Genomic DNA, 20,299 nt, shown 5'->3' with positions numbered 1-20,299 from the left:
AGTATACCGAAAACTGCTAACTGATACATTTTTTTTCTAAATTTGCGCCTTTTACAAATAACAATATGATTAAGAGACAGCAAATTAAAGATTTATTAAAGTCGACAGCATTTGACACAGAAGTAACGGTTATGGGATGGGTTAGAACTTTCCGTAATAATCAGTTTATTGCATTAAATGACGGGTCTTGCATGAGCAATATCCAGGTTGTAATCGATTTTAATAATTTGCCTGATGAGCTGTTGAAAAGAATAACAACCGGCGCGGCCATTTCTGCCACAGGTAAATTAGTCGAATCGCTTGGTAAAGGTCAAACCGTAGAGATTAAGGCTACCAGTGTAGAAATTTTGGGTGATAGTGATCCTGAAAAATTCCCATTACAGCCCAAAAAACACAGTTTAGAGTTTTTACGCGAAATTGCACACCTGCGTTTCCGTACCAATACTTTTAATGCCGTTTTTAAGGTACGCCACGCTTTGGCTTTCGCTATCCATCAATTCTACAACGAACGCGGTTTTGTGTATATGCACACGCCTGTAATTACCGCTAGTGATGCAGAGGGTGCCGGTGAGATGTTTAAAGTAACCACTTTAGATTTCGACAATACACCACGCACCGAAGATGGTAAAGTAGATTTCTCACAGGATTTCTTCGCCCGTGCAACCAACTTAACCGTATCCGGTCAGTTGGAAGGTGAGTTAGCGGCAATGGCCTTCGGAAAGATTTATACTTTCGGCCCGACGTTTAGAGCAGAAAACTCGAATACAACGCGCCACCTGGCCGAATTCTGGATGATTGAGCCTGAAGTTGCCTTTGCCGATTTAGAAGATAACATGCAGCTTGCAGAAGATATGATGAAGTATGTCATAAAATATGCTTTAGACAACTGCAAAGATGAATTAGAATTCTTAAATACCCGTTTAGCTGAAGAGGATAAACAAAAACCGCAGAACGAGCGCAGCGAATTTAGCTTGTTGGAGAAATTGGATTTTTGTTTAGCCAATGAGTTTGAACGTTTAACCTATACGGAGGCGATCAGGATTTTAAAATCTTCTAAACCAAACCAGAAGAAACAGTTTAAATACCTGATTGATGAATGGGGTGCCGATTTACAAAGTGAGCACGAACGTTACCTGGTAGAAAAACACTTTAAAAAACCGGTAATCTTAACAGATTATCCTGCTGATATTAAATCGTTCTATATGCGCCAGAATGAACCAGATGCTGAAGGCAGACAGACGGTGGCGGCAATGGATATCTTATTCCCGGGTATTGGCGAAATGATTGGCGGATCGCAACGTGAGGAACGTTTAGACCGTTTAACACAACGCATGGAAGCTTTAAACATTCCGCAAGAGGAACTGTGGTGGTATTTAGATACCCGCCGCTTTGGATCAGCTCCGCACTCGGGTTTTGGTTTAGGTTTCGAACGTTTGGTATTGTTCGTAACCGGAATGACCAACATCCGTGATGTAATTGCGTTCCCAAGGTTCCCGAAAAACGCAGAGTTTTAGGAAGGTTTAGGGTTTAGGCAAAATAAATAACCCATTCTCAAAGGAGTCGAGTTTTAAAAACTCGACTCCTTTTTTTGCCTAAAAATTTCTGCATTAAAGTTTGAGATTTGTTGTTTTGGCATATCTAATCTGCTGCCAACTAGATAACTATATGGTGGCCAACATCTCCATTGTCTTTTTCTCTTTTTCCGAAATAATCTTTAGGATATTGGATGCTTGTTCAATGTATTTAAAATCTTTTGTTTCACTTACCTTTTCGAATAGCTGTGATACAGTTGTCCAGAGTGCTGCAATTTCTGCAAATGCCTCCCATCCTGTTTTTAGCTTATCAAGCTTCAGCAATTCGTAACTTTCTTTTAAAAAATCACGATACAAATTCCTGAACAATGCGCCACCTGTTCCCGCTTTTTCCATAATCATGGCAGATAGTTTAAATTCATGCACAATGTTTTTACTCGCATTAAACCATTTCACAATTTCAGTACTTGTTTTCAAAATCCCTTTATAGGCAATATTCGTAATGGGTGGGTTCAGGTATTCGATGGCGTTATTTTTAATCGCTATTGGTATGATTTCTTTCAGATCTGGATTATTCCTTTTCTTAGCCTGTTTGAGTGTATAATACAGATTTTTCGAAGCCATAGGTCCTTTTTCAGCCCTCGCCAATGTTAAACTTTCTAAAGAAGTTTTTACCTCCCCACCTTGCTGTCTTGTATCCACTAAAAAAGCATTTTCATCGTCATAGCCATAAATTGCGGCATAGTGGCCGGCGAAATGAAAAGGGTTCGAAAAATATTCCAAATAGTAGCAATCTAATTTCAGTCCTACAACCTGCCCTTTATCAAGAAGCTGCTTTACATTATCCCAGGCTTTTTGTTTTGAAGAAGTTTCCTTAACAGTTAATTCGAGATTTAAATTTTTAGCGATGTTTTGTGTCAGCAGATCGGTTTTTATTCTTCCTCCTATAAATGGAAAATCCATTGTTTTCATATTCCAATAGATAAAACCAAGCCCTTCACCAAGTCCAAAAAGCATGGGCTCAGAGAGTTCAATCCCGAGTTGCAGCAATAAGGTTCCCGTTGCAGTGGTTTCGCAGTGTTGTCCGTCAAAAGGCTTTAAATGCTCAATTTTCATTTTACCTGATTAATCAAAAACAATATATTATTTTTTTATCTGCCCGGTGCCCAAACGCAACGGTAAATGATTTAAAATAACAATTATATGGTTAGCAAAATTACTATTAGGGTTGAAACAGGTAAAGGTCTTCGACAAGCTCAGACTGACAATATCTAAGTTTAATTAATGATACGACATTATCCAAGGGGATTAGAAATGGTTTAAAAATCAGAAATCATTCTGTACAGACATTTGCTGATTAATCCATTAATACCCCTTCATTTCTGGCCACCTAAACCTGATTGACGCGAAAAGCCCGGAGCGAGGAACGAGTGAGGACTTGTAGCAAAAAGCAGGGCTAAACAAACCCAAGCGCTGCTGCCCCTGCTTTCCAAAAAACCAATGAGTTGCCCATACCCCAGACTTCCAAAGTCATGCCTGTACTCATGATCTTTTAAACTTCGTAAGTCATCCCTAGCTGTTAACGTCCATCATCATGCATCGTATCACCGTACGGGTTGGCATGTGCATAATCTACCGCCGAAACCTTATAATCGGTTGGTGCAAAACTGGCCGAAGTGCTCAGCGCCATACCCAGCTCGTAACGTGTTGGATAAGGCGTTTTTAACAAGCTCCCTGCGGGTATATATGGAAAACTCTCTAAATAACTCTGCATTACACTCGGACTCACCCGCCTATTGATGTACGCCCTGCTTAACTGATGTGTTTCTCTTAAACCCGCAGCGCCTAATAATTCAACGGCACTGGCCACAGTTAAGTTATGGAAGTTTTTAACACGAACGGTTTTATCTTCTACCACAAGGCCTTTCATTAAGCTCTGATCTTGCGTAGCTACTCCTGTTGGGCAGGTATTGCTGTTACATTCTAAAGCCTGGATACAGCCTAAAGCGAACATCATTCCGCGGGCCGCATTACACATATCGGCCCCAAGGGCTATATTTTTAACCAGATCGAAACCTGTTGCCACTTTACCCGAGGCAATAATTTTAATGTGTTTTTTCAGATCAAAACCATTTAAAACATCGTATACAAAAGCAACACCTTCGCGCAAAGGCATGCCTACCGAATTCGAAAATTCCTGTGGTGCAGCACCTGTTCCGCCTTCGCCACCATCAACGGTAATAAAATCAGGATAAATGCCGGTTTCTACCATGGCTTTACAAATGGCATAAAACTCGCTTTTACGACCGATACACAATTTAAATCCTACGGGTTTACCGCCCGATAAATCGCGAAGTTTCTTCACAAACTCCAACAAACCAATCGGCGTGTTAAATGCCGAGTGAGCCGGTGGCGACAATACATCTTTACCTTCGGGCACTAAACGAATCCTGGCCACTTCTGGTGTTACCTTACTGGCCGGCAGCATCCCACCATGTCCGGGTTTAGCCCCCTGAGAAAGTTTAATCTCGATCATTTTTACCTGGTCGGTTTGTGCCCTTTCGGCATAAGCATCGTAATTAAAGGTACCATCGGCATTACGGCAACCAAAATAACCGGTACCAATCTGCCAGATTAAATCGCCACCTGGCTGACGGTGATAATCGCTTATTCCACCTTCGCCGGTATTGTGTGCAAAGTTGCCCATTTTAGCACCACCGTTTAAAGCGAGAATAGCGTTCTGACTTAATGAGCCAAAGCTCATGGCCGATATATTATAAATACTGGCAGAATAAGGTTTTTTGCAATCTGGTCCGCCAACAATAACTCGCGGATCTAAATTTAATTCATGGTGAGAAATAGCCGCAATACTATGGCTTAACCATTCGTAGCCATTATCATAAACATTTAACTGCGTTCCGAATGGAATGGTATCGTTATCTTTTTTAGCGCGTTGATAAATTAAAGAGCGGTTTAACCTGCTGTAAGGTGTACCATTGGTATCACTTTCTACGAAATATTGATACACTTTCGGTCTCAATTCTTCCATAAAGTATCTTAAACGCCCAAAAACCGGGTAGTTCCTTACAATACTGTGTTTGGGCTGGTATAAATCGTATACACCAAGAATGACAAAAGGACCTGTAAAAATGAATGTCCACCATAAAAAGGGATGGTAAAGGCCCAGCATAATGGTCAGGGCAACTAAAAATGCGGCAATTGCGACGAAAGCTTTTCTCATAATAATAGATTAGCGTATGTTTTGTTAGTACAAAGATTAGGATTATTAAACAACTGACACCATTAATTTGTTATTTTTACGCTATGCTTATTAAGATCTATCCAGAAAACCCCAACGAAAGAGCCATTGAACAAGTTGTTGAAGTATTGAAGAAAGGTGGTTTAATCATCTACCCTACCGATACCATTTATGGTTTAGGCTGCGATATTACCAATCCGAAAGCCATCGAAAAAATATGCAGAATACGTGGTATTAAACCCGAAAAAGCTAATTTCTCTTTTATCTGTCACGATTTAAAGCATATATCCGATTACATTAAACCGATTGACAATACCACGTTCAGGGTCTTAAAGAAAGCTTTACCCGGGCCGTTTACCTTTATCTTTAACGCGAACAACAATGTACCCAAATTATTGAGTTCAAACAAAAAAACGGTGGGTATCCGTGTGCCCGATAATAACATTGCCCGTTGTATTGTTAAAGAATTGGGCAACCCTATCCTATCTACTTCCATAAAGGATGATGATGATGTAATCGAATATTCTACCGACCCGGAATTGATTCATGAAAAATATGAAGATTTAGTCGACCTGGTCATCGACGGTGGTTTTGGCGATAACGAAGCCTCTACCGTAATCGACTGTACAACAGGAGAGTTCGAAGTGATCCGTGAGGGTAAAGGAAATATTGAAGAGTATTTGTAAGCTTATTATCGTGTAAGCCAGATCGCCTATTTTATCAGGCCTGTTAGATTACTTTTTTTTGGAAGTGACGGTTTCAGTTCCCGGTGGCGGCCTCCAGCCCTGCTTTACACTTCAAGTCCTCCCCGATTAAAATCGGGATGCGGGCTTTCCGTTTCAATCAGGCTTAGTAACAAAGTGGGCGCTCCGAAGGTGAATAACATTTAGCACTTAAAGCAGGTTGTATCATATTTGTAATTTCAATTTCTATCAAGCCAACCTGCGAAGCAAGCTTGAAGGCCTATAAAAACATATACAAAACTGAAAAAAGAAAGAGCCCCCTCGGCGGCGATGGACCTGTACCGATTTTTCATCGGTAGCCGAGGCAAGACTACGCAAGGGGCAAGAATAGCGACCGCTTTAAGGTTCCCGCCTGCGAGGGATCCGATAGCTATCGGATGACGACCGTATTATAGCGAGCGCCTTCCCCCTATCTGCCTATTGGCACCTTTCCCCTGAAAGGGAAAGGCTAAAAAACAAATTAACGCACACTGCAATATGTCCCATGCGATCTGCTCCCTGCTATCGGCCTAGGAAATGATGGAAGGAGAAGCAGTTGAAACTTGTGTACAATCTTTACCTAACCCAAAGAACCAAAACAGAGGCAAGAACGATTTTTCTTCGTTCCTAGCCGCTGTTGCGAATAAAGTTTAGACTAGCTTATCCGACATCAGTTCCAAGCCTTGATTTTTGGTTACCTTTTTATCAAGAAAAAGGTAAGAGCCCCTCGGCGGCGGCGAGCCGAGGCAAGACTGCGCGAAGGGCAAGAAAATAGCGACCGCTTTAAGGTTCCCGCCTGCGAGGGATCCGATAGCTATCGGATGACGACCGTATTATAGCGAGCGCTTTAACCCCCTATCCGCCTATCGGCACCTTTCCCCTGAAAGGGAAAGGCTAAAAAACAAATTAACGCACACTGCAATATGCGCCATGTTATCTGCTACCTGCAATATGCTTCATGCTACCTGCATCCTGCTATCCGGCCTAGCAGATTTTCGTAGGAAAAAGCACGGAAATCTGTGCAGCCCCCCTCAATACCCCACAGCCCAAGGCAGGATCAAGCGGGCGTGCTGGGATAAGCCAGGGTAAGAGCCTCGATACTGCCGCAATTAAGATTTCCGTAGGTTTTTACAAGGAAGGATGCAAGCCTTGATTGTTTGTTTCTTTATCATCAAGGATAAAGAAAGAGCCCCTCGGCGGCGGCGAGCCGAGGCAAGATTGCGTGAAGATCAAGAATAGCGACCGCTTTAAGGTTCCCGCCTGCACGAGAATGACGACCGTATTAGAAATTATCCTATATATCATGCTATCTGCACCATGCTATACGGCCTAGGAAATGATGGAAGGAGAAAACGTTAAAGCTTTTGCACCTCCTTTCAACCTACCACTGCCCCGAGGCAGCACACCCTCCCCGATCCTTCATCGGGGGCTTGTGCTGGCGACCCAAAAAGCTTTGACGAATTTATCCGACATCAGTTCCAAGCCTTTCAGTTATGCCTTGGTCTTTGTTGTTTTTAAAGGCAGGCATGCTTTCGCTACGCTCAGGTTTGTTTCTTTTGGGCCAAGCCAAAAGAAAGAGCCCTCCAGCGACGGCGAGCCGAGGCAAGCCCGAGCCTGAGCAAAACCTACAATTGCCATTTTGAACGTAGTGAAAAATCTCGCTAAAAAATCCTTCGGGCCTCGCCTAAAATTTATCAACATCCAACCTAAATACCAAAGAAATATATAAATTTATATTTTTAATACCATACTCCACAAGCTTTTAACAAAACAAACAACTAAAATTAACTTCGTTCTAATACTGAATTAATATTCAACGCATATTTTCGTAACCTAATCATTCTATATGGCGCTACAATTACTCCAATAAAGCTTTTCGGCTAAAAAAATCGTTGTCGGGCAAATGATTTTCGCACAATTGCTACAGATTTACCCTGTAGTGATGATGGTTTGCGCTGAATGATCAAAAATCTTTTAATTACAATCCTTATTATTCTGTATGGCAAAACTTTACTCCTAATCATTCGAATCCTCGCGGGACCGTTCCCGAAAAATAAAGCAATTAAGCTTAATAAGCTGCTTCGCTAACTTATTCAAAAAGATTAATCATCATTTCATATCCCTAAAAAAATTATATGAAAAAACTTTTACTATTATCCTTATTATTTCTCATAACAAGTAGGCTACTGGCGCAGGTAACGCTCACTACTTCTCCTTACGTAGAAAATTTCGATGGCATTGGAGCTGCATTACCCGATGGCTTTACACTTCGGACTACTGCCACCACAACCAGTTTAGGTGTTGTTGCAACCTACATCAATACACCGGGCAGTACCACAACGTGGAATTCTACTGGGGGTACATTCAAAAATTTCGCTTCTGGCTCCATTGGCTTAACTGCAGCAACAGCAGTACAAACAGCAGCAACCAATAGAGCACTCGGAATCAGGCAGGTAGCGGCATCAGACAATGGTGTGGGTTTTGCCTTTCAGGTGAGCAATACTACAGGAAAAACAGGTTTCAAATTATCTTTTGATCTGCAATCGCTTGATGCGAGTTCGCCAAGAACAACCACATGGCGGGTTGATTATGGGTTTGGGGCTTCTCCAACGGTTTTTACTGCTGCAACAACTACTGGTGTTTTAACTACAGGAGGATCTACTAGTGGGATAAACACCATAAATGCCGATTTCGGTACAGCTTTAGACAACAATGTTGGTCCGGTTTGGATCAGGATTGTAGCCATAGGCGCCACTACAGGATCCGGCAACAGACCCTCAACGGCTATAGATAATTTTAGTCTATCCTTTACTTCTGGTGGAGGGCCATCTACGCCGGCACTAGTTGCATCGCCTACCAGTTTGGCATTTGGAAGCCAAACGATAGCAACAAATTCTACTGCGCAGAGTTTCACCCTAAGCGGTAGCAATACCACAGCAAATACCAATATTACCACAACTTTACCTTTTACAGTATCGAAAGATAATAACACTTTTACTACGGCTATTGCCTATAGCGTGGCCGAAGTTTCAGCTTCACCAACGGTTTATGTACGTTATAGTCCAACGGTTACTGGTCCATCGGCAAGCAATGTTCAAATTACCAGCACTGGTGCAACAGCTGTAAGTGTTGCCTTAAGCGGTACAGGTGTAGCAGGCGACGTTACCCCACCCTTAACCACAGCAACTTACCCCAAAACCACAACGGTTACCACTACCTCAGTCGATTTTGTAAACAACATTAACGAGGCTGGTACCACCTATTATGTGTTAGCCCTTTCAGGAGGTACTGCCCCAACACCCGCACAGGTAAAAGCTGCACAGGATGGAACCGGGGCTGCCGCTTTAAAATCGGGCTCATTTGCCAATACGGCCAATACCGATGCCAGCGCATCCATCACCGGTTTAACAATTGGCACTGGTTACACCTTATATGTAGTGGCACAAGATGCTGCTGGCAATTTACAAACCACAGTGGCAACGGTTGATGCTACCACGGCCAACCCTCCTTTGGTGAGTGCACCCGTAATCATCAGTCAATATTACGAAGGCACCTCGGTAAACAAATGGATCGAGTTAACCAATTTGAGCAATGCACCAATTAATACTGCATCACCACAGTTAAAATTAGCTTTATATAATATTTCTGGCGATGCGGGTAACATCAACATCACCGGTGCACCATCACAAACCGTAAATTTAAACTTTACCATCCCGGCTCACGGCTCCGTACTTTTGGGCAATACGGGTAATGGTACCGAAGTTCCTTATTTAACTCCTGCCAGTGCCATTTTAAACAGCAACACTGTAATCAACTTTAACGGTAACGATGGTGTGGCCCTTTTAGATGCCAATAACAACATTATCGATGCTTTTGGGCAGGGCGTTAACGCCAAAGATGTTTCTTATGTAAGAAGTTTAAATGTAACCGCACCTAGTCCTACCTATATAGACAACGATTGGACCAGAACACCTCTGGCTACCGTTCAAAATGCCATTGATGATGACGATGCCAATAGGTTGGGGGTACATTTCCCACCTAACTTACCTGCCTGCGCGGCACCAAGCAGCCCTGCAACTGCTTTGGCTTTTAGCGCTGTTACCACAGGCAGCATCACCGCAACTTTTACCAAATCGGCCGATGCCAACGAATACCTGATCATCAGAAGTTTAAATGCCACCTTGAGTGCACTTCCTGTTGATGGTACCGCTTATGCCATTGGTTCTGCTTTAGGTGGGGGCACGGTAATCAATAAAATTGTAAGCAATACCTTTACCGATAACGGTTTAAACAGTTCTACTACGTACAACTATTTTATTGTTCCATTGAACAACCTTTCTTGTACCGGCGGACCGAAATATTTAACCACCAATATTTTAACCGCAGCACAAAGCACTAAAACCTTATTGCCCTGTGCCACGCCAACCGCACAGCCTACAGGTTTTACCATTACTTCTTCCAACTATAACTTTATCCAGGCTTCTTTCACCGCCGCCAGCGCAGCTGATGAATACCTGGTGGTGATGAGTACCAGCAATACCTTAACCGCAGCACCGGTAAACCAAACGGTTTATAATGTTGGCGATGCTTTAGGTGGTGGTATTGTGGTAAAAAGGGGAACAGGCACTTCATTTGTCAGAAATGGTTTAACCCAGAACACCAATTATTACTTTTTCACCTATGCGGTAAACAGTGCCTGTAGCGGTGGCCCTTTATATTTAACCACACAGCCGCTTTTAGGAAACTTTAAAACCGGTATCCTTGATGTAAACAAACTCAATTTCTATTATGGTAACTTACATAGCCACAGCAGTTATTCTGACGGAAATAAAGACGATTTAACCAAAAAACCAGAAGACGATTATGCTTTTGCCAAAACGGCAATGAAACTCGATTTCCTTGGGATATCGGAGCATAACCACACACAGGCCGGTATGTCTTTAGCCAACTGGCAACCGGGTATCATTGCAGCCAAAAATGCAACCACTTCTACTTTCGTTGCTTTGCACGGTATGGAATGGGGCGTAATTAGTGGCGGCGGACACGTAATTGTGTATGGTATCGATTCACTGATTGGCTGGGAGCCGGGCGAAAACCAGATTTATGTACCTAAAAGCACTTATACGGGTCCTGCGGGTTTATTCAGGATCATTAACCGCCATGGTTTAAATGCCATAGCTACTTTGGCTCACCCTAATACGACCGATTTTAACAACATCTCGGCCACTTACGATTTAAGTGCCGATAGCGCCATTGTAGGTGCAGCCTTAGAAAGTGGTCCTGCATTTTCGACCAATGTTACCTATTCCGATCCCGCCAGCTCGATGAGTTATTTAAGTTATTATAACCGCATGCTGGCTAAGGGCTACCACCTTGGTGCAACCATTGATCATGATAACCACAACATGACTTTTGGTAAACACACCCGCTCCAGATTGGTGGTAATGGCTCCTGCCCTTACCGAGAACGATTTATTGGATGCCATTAAAAAGATGCGTTTCTACGCATCGCAAGATTCGGCAGCGAAAGTCGTTTTCACCATTAACAAGCAACCTGTAGGCAGTGTATTTAAAACCGCTGGTGCGCCGCAGATCTCCGTAAGTTCAATAACCACCAGCCCTGTAACCAGCATTAAAATTTTATATGGTACACCTGGAAACGGCATTAATCCGGTAGAATTAACCACCAGCCCAACTGCAAGTTTAACCTATACCGATAATGCTTTGGCCAACCTGGCCACAGGTTATTATTATGCCGATATTGTAGAAGCAGACGGAAGCCGGATCATTACCTCTCCCATCTGGTATACCAGGGATGATGCGACGGTTAAGAAAGACCAGAACATTACCTTTGCCGCCACCAGAACGGCTACTTACGGCGATCCTGATTTAGTTGCAGGGGCTACGAGCGACAATACGGCCATTAACATCGAATATACCAGCAGCGATACCAATATTGCCACCATCAGCAATAACGATATCCACATTGTAAAAGCAGGTACGGTAACCATTACGGCCAATCAACCGGGCGATACTTTCTTTAACCCCGCAGTTGCCAAACAACAGGTATTAACCATTGCCCCTAAAGCCATTACGGTAACCGCAGATGCCAAAACCAAGGTAGAAGGAACAGCTGATCCGGCATTTACCTATGTTTCCACACCTACACTGATTGGTACCGATGCTTTTACAGGAGCATTAAGCCGTGTGGCAGGAGAAACGGCAGGCGATTACGCCATTCAGCAGGGAACGCTGGCCTTGAGTAGCAATTATAGTATCAACTACAATGCTGCCAATCTTCATATTAATGCCAAACCGGTTGCCGCAATAAGTGCCAGTGTTGCTGTTCCACAAAACGCCACTGCTCCAGTAATTACCTTTAGGGCAACTGCGGGTACAGCACCGTTTACATTTACTTATAACATCAATGGAGGCAGCAGCCAAACATTGAGAGCAACAAGCAATACCGCAACAGTAACGGCACCAACCAATGTGGTGGGCACATTCGTTTACACCATCACCAACATTGCCGATGCTTTTAGTGCACAAGCGCAAAATGTTTCAACCACGATAACGGTTCGTCCTTTACCAGTGGCTACCATTGCAGGTAATACCGCGGTGTGTAACTTCGGTTCATCACCAAACATTACCTTCACAGGTTCGGTTGGCACAGCACCTTACACCTTTACTTATACCGTAAACGGAGGCAGCAACCGTACCGTAAGCACCAATGCTACTACCGCTACAGTTAGTGTACCAACCAATGCCGCAGGTACATTTACGTACACTTTAGTAAGTGTGGCCGATGCTTATGCCAATCAATTACAAACCGGAACAGCAACCGTAACGGTAAATGCCCTGCCGGTGGTTTCCATCAGCAGCAACAAAGGTTTGTCGATTTCTAAAGGTGATGCCATCGTTTTAACGGCTACCGGTGGTACGCAATACAGCTGGACAGGCTCGGATATCATTAGCGGACAAAACACGCCTGCCTTAACCATCCGACCGAAACAGAGCGGTACTTACCGTGTTACCGTAAGCAATGCCAGCGGTTGTGTGAGCGATCAAAGCATTGCCATTACCGTAATAGACGATTATAAACTCGAAGCCAGTACTGTAGTTACGCCTAATGGTGATGGGTATAACGATAAATTTATCGTGAAAAACATCGATTATTATCCGAACAATACCTTAAAGATATTCGATAAGGCCGGGCGGATTTTATATACCAAACATACCTATGCCAACGATTGGGACGGAACCATAAACGGTAGTCCGCTGAGCGAAGGAACCTATTATTACATCATCGATTTAGGTAGCGGCATCGGTACATTCAAAGGTTTTATCAACATCATTAGAGACTAATTACAGACATGAGAGCAATTACAAAAAACATAAAGCAAATGCGTCGCGTAACGTTTCTATTTGCTGCAGGCACATTATTTTTCGGATCTGTTAAAGCACAGATCCTTCCACTCAATGCACAATATTTCCAGAACCGTTACCTGGTTAATCCATCAATGGCCGGTATTAACGAAGGTTTTAACATTAACGGCAGTTTCCGTAAACAATGGTCGAACATTCCGGGTGCGCCCATTACACAAAGTGTAACTTTAGATCAGCAGGTGAACAAAGTAGGCTGGGGTGTAAACATCTACAATGAGAAATCAGGCGGTATCCAACGTACAAAAGCTGTCGGAACCTTTGCTTACCACCTGCCCTTAAACAACGACGACCAGAAACTGAACTTCGGGATCTCTTTTGGCGCCAGTCAGGATAAACTGGATTTAAGCAGTGTAAGAAACAGCGATATCAATGATCCATCCATTGCCCGTTTTAACGACAGGGGATATTATTTAGATGGCGATTTCGGTATCTCTTATACCTCAAAAGGATTAACCGTTGAAGGTGCCGTGCCGAACATGCGTTCCGTTTTCAGAAAAGACGATTTAAACTTTGCCGACAAACCCACGTTTTATTCGGCGGTGAGTTATAAGTTCATGCTGGGATCGGGTATAAACGGAATCAGCCTGGAGCCAAAAGGTGTATTCAGGGGCATAAAAAATTACAAAAATTTATGGGATGCCGGCTTGAATGCCAATTTTGCCAACGATAAACTGTACGCCATGGCCATGTACCACAATACCCAGAATGCTACCTTCGGTTTTGGCATGAATTACAAATCGACCCTATATTTTATGGCTTATTACAACACCGCCACTTCAGCAATCAGTGGTTATACCGATGGCGATTTCGAAATAAATATCAGGGTAAATATTGGCAAGAAGCCTTAATTTAAGCGACTGTCGTCATCCTCACGCATGCGGGGATCTTAATGCAAGAAAAGCCGCAGATGTAAAAATCTGCGGCTTTTTTTATTGATCGCATTCCCACCGATCCGCCTGCCCCCTATCCGCCTATCGGCACCTTTCCCCTGAAAGGGAAAGGGCTAAAAGACAAATTACCGCCCCCTGCAATGTACACCATGCGATCTGCACCCTGCTATCGGCCTAGGAAATGATGGAAGGAGAAAACGTTAAAGCTTTTGCACCCCCTTTCAACCTACCACTGCGCAGAGGCAGCACGCCCTCCCCGATCCTTCATCGGGGGCTTGTGCTGACGACTAAAAAAGCTTTGACGAATTTATCCGACATCAGTTCCAAGCCTTTCAGTTATGCCTTGGTGTTTGTTGTTTTCAACGGCAGGCATGCTTTCGCTGCGCTCAGGTTGGTTACTTTTTCATCAAGGAAAAAGTAAAAGCCCTTCGGCGGCGGCGAGCCGAGGCAAGACTGCGCGAAGGGCAAAACCTCCCCCAACCCCTCCTGAAGGAGGGGAGTTCCCACCCATAGTTTTAAAATTAAAAGCGCTTTAAGGTTCCCGCCTGCGCGGGAATGACGACCGTATTATAGCGAGCGCCCTAACCCCCTATCGGCATCTTTCCCCTGAAAGGGAAAGGCTAAAAGACAAATTACCGCACCCTGCAGTGTGCACCCTGCTATCGGCCTAGGAAATGATGGAAGGAGAAAACGTTAAAGCTTTTGCACCTCCTTTCAACCTACCACTACCCAGAGGCAGCACGCCCTCCCCGATCCTTCATCGGGGGCTTGTGCTGGCGAACAAAAAAGCTTTGACGAATTTATCCGACATCAGTTCCTAGCCTTGATTGTTTGTTTCTTTATCATCAAGGATAAAGAAAGAGCCCTCCAACGGCGGCGAGCTGGGGCAAGACTGCGCGAAGGGCAAAACCTCCCCCAACCCCTCCTGAAGGAGGGGAGTTCCCACCCATAGTTTTAAAATTAAAAGCGCTTTAAGGTTCCCGCCTGCGCGGGATCCGATAGCTATCGGATGACGACCGTATTAGTTAACTCCCAATAGCAACCTAAAACCGCATCATTAAATAACAGATTTCCTCACAAAAACCACCCCCTTTCCCCCTTATTTCACTACTTTTACCTTCATGGCAAAACTCATCAACCTGGACGTTTTTAAAAGATTTTTCCGCTCAGAACAGATCGGCGGATTTATATTATTAATCTGCGTTGCCATTTCCCTAATTATTGCCAATTCATCTGCTAAAGATACTTTTATCAATTTCCTCGAAATTAAACTGGGTTTTGGTCCGGTAAACTATAGCATCCTGGCCTGGATTAACGACGCCTTAATGGCTATATTTTTCCTGCTCGTAGGGCTCGAAATCAAACGCGAACTCGTAGAAGGCGAATTATCTTCTGTTAAAAGTGCCGCCTTACCTGTAATTGCAGCGCTGGGCGGCATGCTCGTACCCGCTTTAATTTATAGCCTGTTTAACAAAGGCACAGAAACTGCAGGCGGCTGGGGCATCCCCATGGCAACCGACATTGCCTTTGCCCTCGCCATTATTGCCATGCTTGGTAAAAGCGTACCCACCAGTTTAAAAATATTCCTGGCTGCTTTAGCCATTGTCGACGATCTCGGTGCCATCCTCGTCATCGCGATTTTTTATACCCACCAGATTCATTTCGAATACCTGGCCATGGCTGGGGGTATCCTTGTTCTTTTAAGCCTGATGAATTATTTCGGCGTAAAGAAACTCGTGTTTTACCTCATCCCAGGCATATTCCTTTGGTATTTCATCCACCACTCGGGCATCCATGCCACCATTGCAGGGGTACTGCTTGCTTTTACTATCCCCACCAATGAAACGGACGAAGAATCGCCTTTAGAAAAACTCGAGCATTTTTTAACCACTCCGGTAAACTACATCATTATGCCCATTTTTGCATTGGCGAATACCAGCATCACTTTCCAAAAAGAAATGCTCGTCGGACTGGTTTCCCCTCTCGGCCTCGGCATTATCGTAGGTTTATTCGTGGGTAAAACCATAGGTGTAACCTTTTTTAGCTGGTTAGCCGTGAAATTAAAGTGGGCTGATTTACCCACCGGAGCAGGCTGGAAACACATTTTAGGGTTGGGCATGCTGGCCGGAATCGGTTTTACCATGTCGATTTTTATTGCCTTGCTCTCTTTTAGCGAGGTGCTGCATGTTTCGGAAGCGAAGTTTGCGATTCTAACCGCTTCGATCTTATCCGGTGTGGTGGGTTTTGTGTTTCTGAAATCGGTGAAGAGGGATTAAGCGAATATTTAACCGCAAAGAACGCAAAGTTTTTCGCAAAGAACGCGAAGTGTAAGCGTTACTTTTTAGTGCCTTACCCCCTATCCGCCTATCGGCACCTTTCCCCTGAAAGGGAAAGGACTGAAAAACAAATTACCGCACCCCGTAGTGTGCACCCTGCTATCCGGCCTAGGAAATGATGGAAGGAGAAAGCGTTAAAGCTTTAGCACCTCCTTTCAACCTACCACTACCCCGAGGCAGCACACTCTCCCCGATTCTTCATCGGGGCTTGTGCTGGCGACCCAAAAAGCTTTGACGAATTTATCCGACATCAGTTCTAAGCCTTGATCTTTTGTTTCTTTTCTATCAAGAGAAAAGAAAGAGCCCCCTCGGCGGCGGCGAGCCGAGGCAAGCCCGAGCAGAGGGCAAAACCTCCCCCAACCCCTCCTGAAGGAGGGGAGTTCCCACCCATAGTTTTAAAATTAAAAGCGCTTTAAGATTAGCTTCGCTGAGCACTTCGTGGTTCCCGCCTGCGCGGGATCCGATAGCTATCGGATGACGACCGTATTATAGCGAGCGCCTTAAACTCCTATCTACCTATCATTTTCAACCCTTTCACTTTACCCCTCGAGGTATTCTCTTCGAATAAGAGATCAGCATTGCGTTTTAGATGCTGCGCTTAAATAAACCAGGCGAACTATTCCCCTAACAGATTTTTATGCTTTACGCCCCACCTTTCGAGTTCATTAATAATCGGTCTCAATTCGAGCCCAATTTCGGTTAGCTCATATTCTACCCGTGGCGGAACTTCGGCGTAAATGGTCCGCTTAACAATTTTATCTGCTTCTAATTTACGTAGCTGTAAGGTTAACATGCGCTCGGTAATATTGGGCAAACGTTGTTTTAACTCTCCGAATCTGAGTTTACCGTTCATTAACCACGAACAGATTACTAAAGCCCATTGCCCGCCAATAATGTTGGCCGCATAAACTTCTAAACACTCATCAGCTAAAGCTTGTTTGTTAGCGTAGTTGGTAGAGGTTTCCTTGATTTTAGACATGCTTACATTTTTTATAGTACCTTACAATTGGTCGCTAATGTACAAAATAAGCGGTTATGCCTCTATTTTTGTTCTTTATAATCATCAAAATTTGTAAAAATGAAGACACTAATCGTCGTAACACACCCCGATATTAAAAGTTCCCTAATCAACAAGCGGTGGATTGAAGAATTAAATAAATACCCCGAGAAATATCTGGTCCACCAACTGTATGAGGTCTATCCTGACGAAAAGATTGATGTACTTGCAGAACAAAAGTTGATTGAACAACATGATAAAATTGTATTCCAGTTTCCCTATTATTGGTTCAATTGCCCCCCACTTTTAAAAAAATGGATGGATGAAGTGCTCACTCATGGATGGGCCTACGGCAGCAAAAGCGGTTATAAATTAGCTGGCAAAAAAATTGCCCTTGCCATTTCTTTGGGCGTTGAAGAACACGAACTGCGTCCATCAGAAAAATATAAATATCCATTAGCAGAATTAACCCGTCCGTTCGAACTTTCTTTTGAATATGTAAAAGCCGATTACCAACCCCTATTTGCTTACTACGGAATGGAGCATAACACATCGAAAAAATGGGTAGAAGAAAGCGTTCCTTTGTATTTAGATTTTTTAGATTCGTTATAAAGATTAAGCTAATATTTAACCGCAAAGAACGCAAAGTTTTGCGCAAAGAACGCGAAGTGAAAATGACTGAAATCTATCACGAATTCATTTTAGTGTCGTTCAGAACAAAATTAATACCGATAAGAAGTCTCGTATAAAAAATTCGTCATTGCGAGAAGGCTTTTTTAGCCGACGAAGCAATCTTTATAGCAAGGATCACTAGCATGATAGATCGCTTCGTCGATCCTCAGCAATGACGATACAACGCCCCCTCAAATCTCCAGAGGAATCAATCTACGTACGCCTGTCTCTACACCCTGCTATCCGACCTGGCGATGGCTATAGCACTGCAAAACACCTTTTTTACAAGCTACCTAAAACATCATCACGCCATAATCAAATCAAGCCTTACTTGATCATCACCTTTTTACCGGTTTTTGCAGCAGTTTTAGCTGCTTCTAAAATCTTAACCACAATTAAATTGTTTTCTAAAGAAGATAGGTCATTTTCAGGGCTGATTTCTTTTCTCAATACCGCAGCCAGGTAACCCAAACTACTGGCATAAGCCGGTGCAAGTGCTTTTGCCTGATACACCTTATAATCGCTCTTTCCATTTTCTTTTAAACGCAACTGGTGTTCATTAACCGCCTGTATATATCCTGTTTTCCCGAATACCTCCAGATCCTTAATACTGAAAGGCCAGTTCCACGAAGCTTCAATGATTCCTGTTGCATCCGGGTACTCCAGCAAAATTGTGGCATCGTCATCCACTTTCGGGTAAATAGCAGGTTTAATCTGATGGGTAATGGCCGACACGGAAATTGGCGCCCTGCCATTCATCAGCCAGGTCATCAAATTAGCGCCATAACAGCCAAAATCGGTCAGTGCACCTGCCCCGTTTTTAGCCGGATCGGTTAGCCAGCTCAAAAACTCTTTGCTCACCCCAATTTCCTTGGGTCCTTGGTGCCCGTCATGCACGATCATCTTCCGCACCTCGCCGATTAAATTTTGTTGTTTGATATTCAGGTAAGCTTCCTGGTTACTCGGGTACCAGGTGGTTTCATAATTCGTAAGCAAATGGATGTGATGCTTTTTCGCCAGCTGAACCATTTTCTCCGCATCTTTAACCGTGGTTGCCAGGGGCTTCTCCACCATTACAGCAATGCCCAGGGGCGCAGCCGCCTCCACCACGCCCAAATGATCGCTGATGGCATTATAAGCCAGCACGGCATCAGGTTTGCGTTTTTGCAATAAAGCAGGCAGGTTGGGGTAAAATAAGCTATCGGCCAGTTGATAACGCTGCTTAAAACGCTGTATTAAATCGGAATTACTTTCTGCAATGCCGATGATGTTCACCTCTCCTTTCTGATAACTGTTCATAATCAGGTAAATGTGATCATGATTCAGTCCCGCCACGGCAACATTCAGTTTTGCATGCTGCGCCGTGGATTCAAAACAAATGGTAAATGTGGCAAACAGTGCAAATGCAAATTTCCAGATCGGTTTATGGCTCATCGCTAAACATTTTAAAAGGTATGATTAAAGTAGGCCAAGGTAAAAATTAATTCAAAAGAAGCTACTGGCACATAAAAATATTACAAATTTAACTGTATTAACGGCAGGTTTAACCGCAAAGGTTACAGAGGGTTGGCGCAAAGCACGCGAAGAACAAGCGTTACTTTTTTGCACCTTAACCCACTATCCGCCTATCGGGTCCTTTCTACTGAAAAGGAAAGGGCTAAAAATAAACTACCGCACCCTGCAATATGCCTCATGCTATCTGCACCCTGCTATCCGGCCTAGGAAATGATGGAAGGAGAAAACGTTAAAGCTTTAGCACCTCCTTTCAACCTACCACTACCCAGAGGCAGCACGCCCTCCCCGATTTTTCATCGGGGGCTTGTGCTGACGACCAAAAAAGCTTTGACGAATTTATCCGACATCAGATCCAAGCCTTGATTGTTTGTTTCTTTATCATCAAGGATAAAGAAAGAGCCCTTCGGCGGCGGTGAGCCGAGGCAAGACTGTGCCTAAGGCAAAATAGAAAAAAGGGCAGCAGAATAGCGAGCGCTTTAAGATTCCCACCTGCGCGGGAATGACGACCTTATTATAGCGAGCGCCTTACCCCCTATCCGCTTATCGGCACCTTTCCCCTGAAAGGGAAAGGGCTAAAAAAACAAATTACCGCATCCTGCAATATACTCCATGCGATCTGCATCATGCTATCCGGCCTGGCAGATTTTCGCCGGAAAAAGCACGAAAATCTTTGCACTTCCCCTCATAACCCCACAACCCAAGGCAGGATCAAAGCGGGTGCGATGGGATAAGCCAGGGTAAGAGCCTCGATACTGCCGCAATTAAGATTTCCGTAGGTTTTTACAAGAAAGGTGCAGCAATCTTTTATACCTATAAAAAACAATATGATCGCATAAAAAACGGATGCAAGCCTTTCAGTTATGCCTTATTGTTTGTTGTTTTCATTGGTAGGCATGCTTTCGCTGCGCTCAGGTTGGTTACCTTTTTATCA

10 protein-coding genes are annotated in these 20,299 nt (G+C 43.8%); 6 read left to right on the top strand and 4 right to left on the bottom strand.

Features of this window, described 5'->3' with window-relative positions; translation table 11 throughout:
* Nucleotides 1-65: 65 nt before the first annotated feature.
* A complete protein-coding gene (gene asnS, locus FHT21_RS05650) occupies nucleotides 66-1,514 on the top strand; it encodes an asparagine--tRNA ligase (RefSeq protein ID WP_167293761.1) in 1,449 nt (482 codons plus the stop codon).
* A 147-nt stretch (nucleotides 1,515-1,661) separates the two neighbouring features.
* Here asnS and FHT21_RS05645 read toward each other — a convergent pair whose 3' ends face one another.
* Both FHT21_RS05645 and FHT21_RS05640 read right to left on the bottom strand, forming a co-directional pair.
* Nucleotides 1,662-2,648, bottom strand: coding sequence for a BtrH N-terminal domain-containing protein (locus tag FHT21_RS05645; protein ID WP_167293760.1), 987 nt, complete (start codon nucleotides 2,646-2,648; stop codon nucleotides 1,662-1,664).
* A gap of 463 nt (nucleotides 2,649-3,111) precedes the next feature.
* Nucleotides 3,112-4,773: an FMN-binding glutamate synthase family protein gene (locus FHT21_RS05640; RefSeq protein ID WP_167293759.1), complete on the bottom strand. Its 1,662-nt coding sequence runs from the start codon at nucleotides 4,771-4,773 to the stop codon at nucleotides 3,112-3,114.
* Between the two features lie 83 nt (nucleotides 4,774-4,856).
* Here FHT21_RS05640 and FHT21_RS05635 point away from each other — a divergent pair, with 83 nt between their 5' ends.
* From FHT21_RS05635 to nhaA, 4 genes are all read left to right on the top strand, one after another.
* The gene (locus tag FHT21_RS05635) at nucleotides 4,857-5,477 is read left to right on the top strand and encodes an L-threonylcarbamoyladenylate synthase (RefSeq protein ID WP_167293758.1); all 621 of its coding nucleotides are present in this window, start codon (nucleotides 4,857-4,859) and stop codon (nucleotides 5,475-5,477) included.
* 2,171 nt (nucleotides 5,478-7,648) lie between these two features.
* Nucleotides 7,649-12,877 carry a CehA/McbA family metallohydrolase gene (locus FHT21_RS05630; protein WP_167293757.1) on the top strand — a complete coding sequence of 1,743 codons (5,229 nt, stop codon included), beginning with the start codon at nucleotides 7,649-7,651 and terminating at the stop codon, nucleotides 12,875-12,877.
* A 38-nt stretch (nucleotides 12,878-12,915) separates the two neighbouring features.
* Nucleotides 12,916-13,806: a type IX secretion system membrane protein PorP/SprF gene (locus FHT21_RS05625; protein ID WP_167293756.1), complete on the top strand. Its 891-nt coding sequence runs from the start codon at nucleotides 12,916-12,918 to the stop codon at nucleotides 13,804-13,806.
* A gap of 1,163 nt (nucleotides 13,807-14,969) precedes the next feature.
* Nucleotides 14,970-16,124, top strand: coding sequence for a Na+/H+ antiporter NhaA (gene nhaA, locus FHT21_RS05620; protein WP_167293755.1), 1,155 nt, complete (start codon nucleotides 14,970-14,972; stop codon nucleotides 16,122-16,124).
* Nucleotides 16,125-16,800: 676 nt separating this feature from the next.
* Here the strand turns inward: nhaA and FHT21_RS05615 are convergent.
* Nucleotides 16,801-17,163, bottom strand: a complete 363-nt coding sequence (locus FHT21_RS05615; RefSeq protein WP_167293754.1) for a helix-turn-helix domain-containing protein — start codon at nucleotides 17,161-17,163, stop codon at nucleotides 16,801-16,803.
* 99 nt (nucleotides 17,164-17,262) lie between these two features.
* Here FHT21_RS05615 and FHT21_RS05610 point away from each other — a divergent pair, with 99 nt between their 5' ends.
* Nucleotides 17,263-17,793 (top strand): NAD(P)H-dependent oxidoreductase, encoded by a 531-nt coding sequence (locus tag FHT21_RS05610; protein WP_167293753.1) that lies wholly within the window; start codon nucleotides 17,263-17,265, stop codon nucleotides 17,791-17,793.
* A gap of 387 nt (nucleotides 17,794-18,180) precedes the next feature.
* Here FHT21_RS05610 and FHT21_RS05605 read toward each other — a convergent pair whose 3' ends face one another.
* Entirely contained in the window at nucleotides 18,181-19,287 is a 1,107-nt protein-coding gene (locus tag FHT21_RS05605) for a Gfo/Idh/MocA family oxidoreductase (protein WP_167293752.1), read from the bottom strand.
* Nucleotides 19,288-20,299 lie beyond the last annotated feature (1,012 nt).

The organism is Pedobacter sp. SG908, from assembly GCF_011759615.1.
Taxonomy (GTDB): domain Bacteria; phylum Bacteroidota; class Bacteroidia; order Sphingobacteriales; family Sphingobacteriaceae; genus Pedobacter; species Pedobacter riviphilus.
This window is presented reverse-complemented; position numbering and strand designations above follow the sequence as displayed.

Excerpts from the sequence above, each read along its gene's own strand:
- asnS (WP_167293761.1), top strand. The coding sequence starts at position 66 with ATGATTAAGAGACAGCAAATTAAAGATTTATTAAAGTCGACAGCATTT.
- nhaA (WP_167293755.1), top strand. The coding sequence starts at position 14,970 with ATGGCAAAACTCATCAACCTGGACGTTTTTAAAAGATTTTTCCGCTCA.
- FHT21_RS05615 (WP_167293754.1), bottom strand. The coding sequence starts at position 17,163 with ATGTCTAAAATCAAGGAAACCTCTACCAACTACGCTAACAAACAAGCT.
- FHT21_RS05645 (WP_167293760.1), bottom strand. The coding sequence starts at position 2,648 with ATGAAAATTGAGCATTTAAAGCCTTTTGACGGACAACACTGCGAAACC.
- FHT21_RS05635 (WP_167293758.1), top strand. The coding sequence starts at position 4,857 with ATGCTTATTAAGATCTATCCAGAAAACCCCAACGAAAGAGCCATTGAA.
- FHT21_RS05610 (WP_167293753.1), top strand. The coding sequence starts at position 17,263 with ATGAAGACACTAATCGTCGTAACACACCCCGATATTAAAAGTTCCCTA.
- FHT21_RS05640 (WP_167293759.1), bottom strand. The coding sequence starts at position 4,773 with ATGAGAAAAGCTTTCGTCGCAATTGCCGCATTTTTAGTTGCCCTGACC.
- FHT21_RS05630 (WP_167293757.1), top strand. The coding sequence starts at position 7,649 with ATGAAAAAACTTTTACTATTATCCTTATTATTTCTCATAACAAGTAGG.
- FHT21_RS05625 (WP_167293756.1), top strand. The coding sequence starts at position 12,916 with ATGCGTCGCGTAACGTTTCTATTTGCTGCAGGCACATTATTTTTCGGA.
- FHT21_RS05605 (WP_167293752.1), bottom strand. The coding sequence starts at position 19,287 with ATGAGCCATAAACCGATCTGGAAATTTGCATTTGCACTGTTTGCCACA.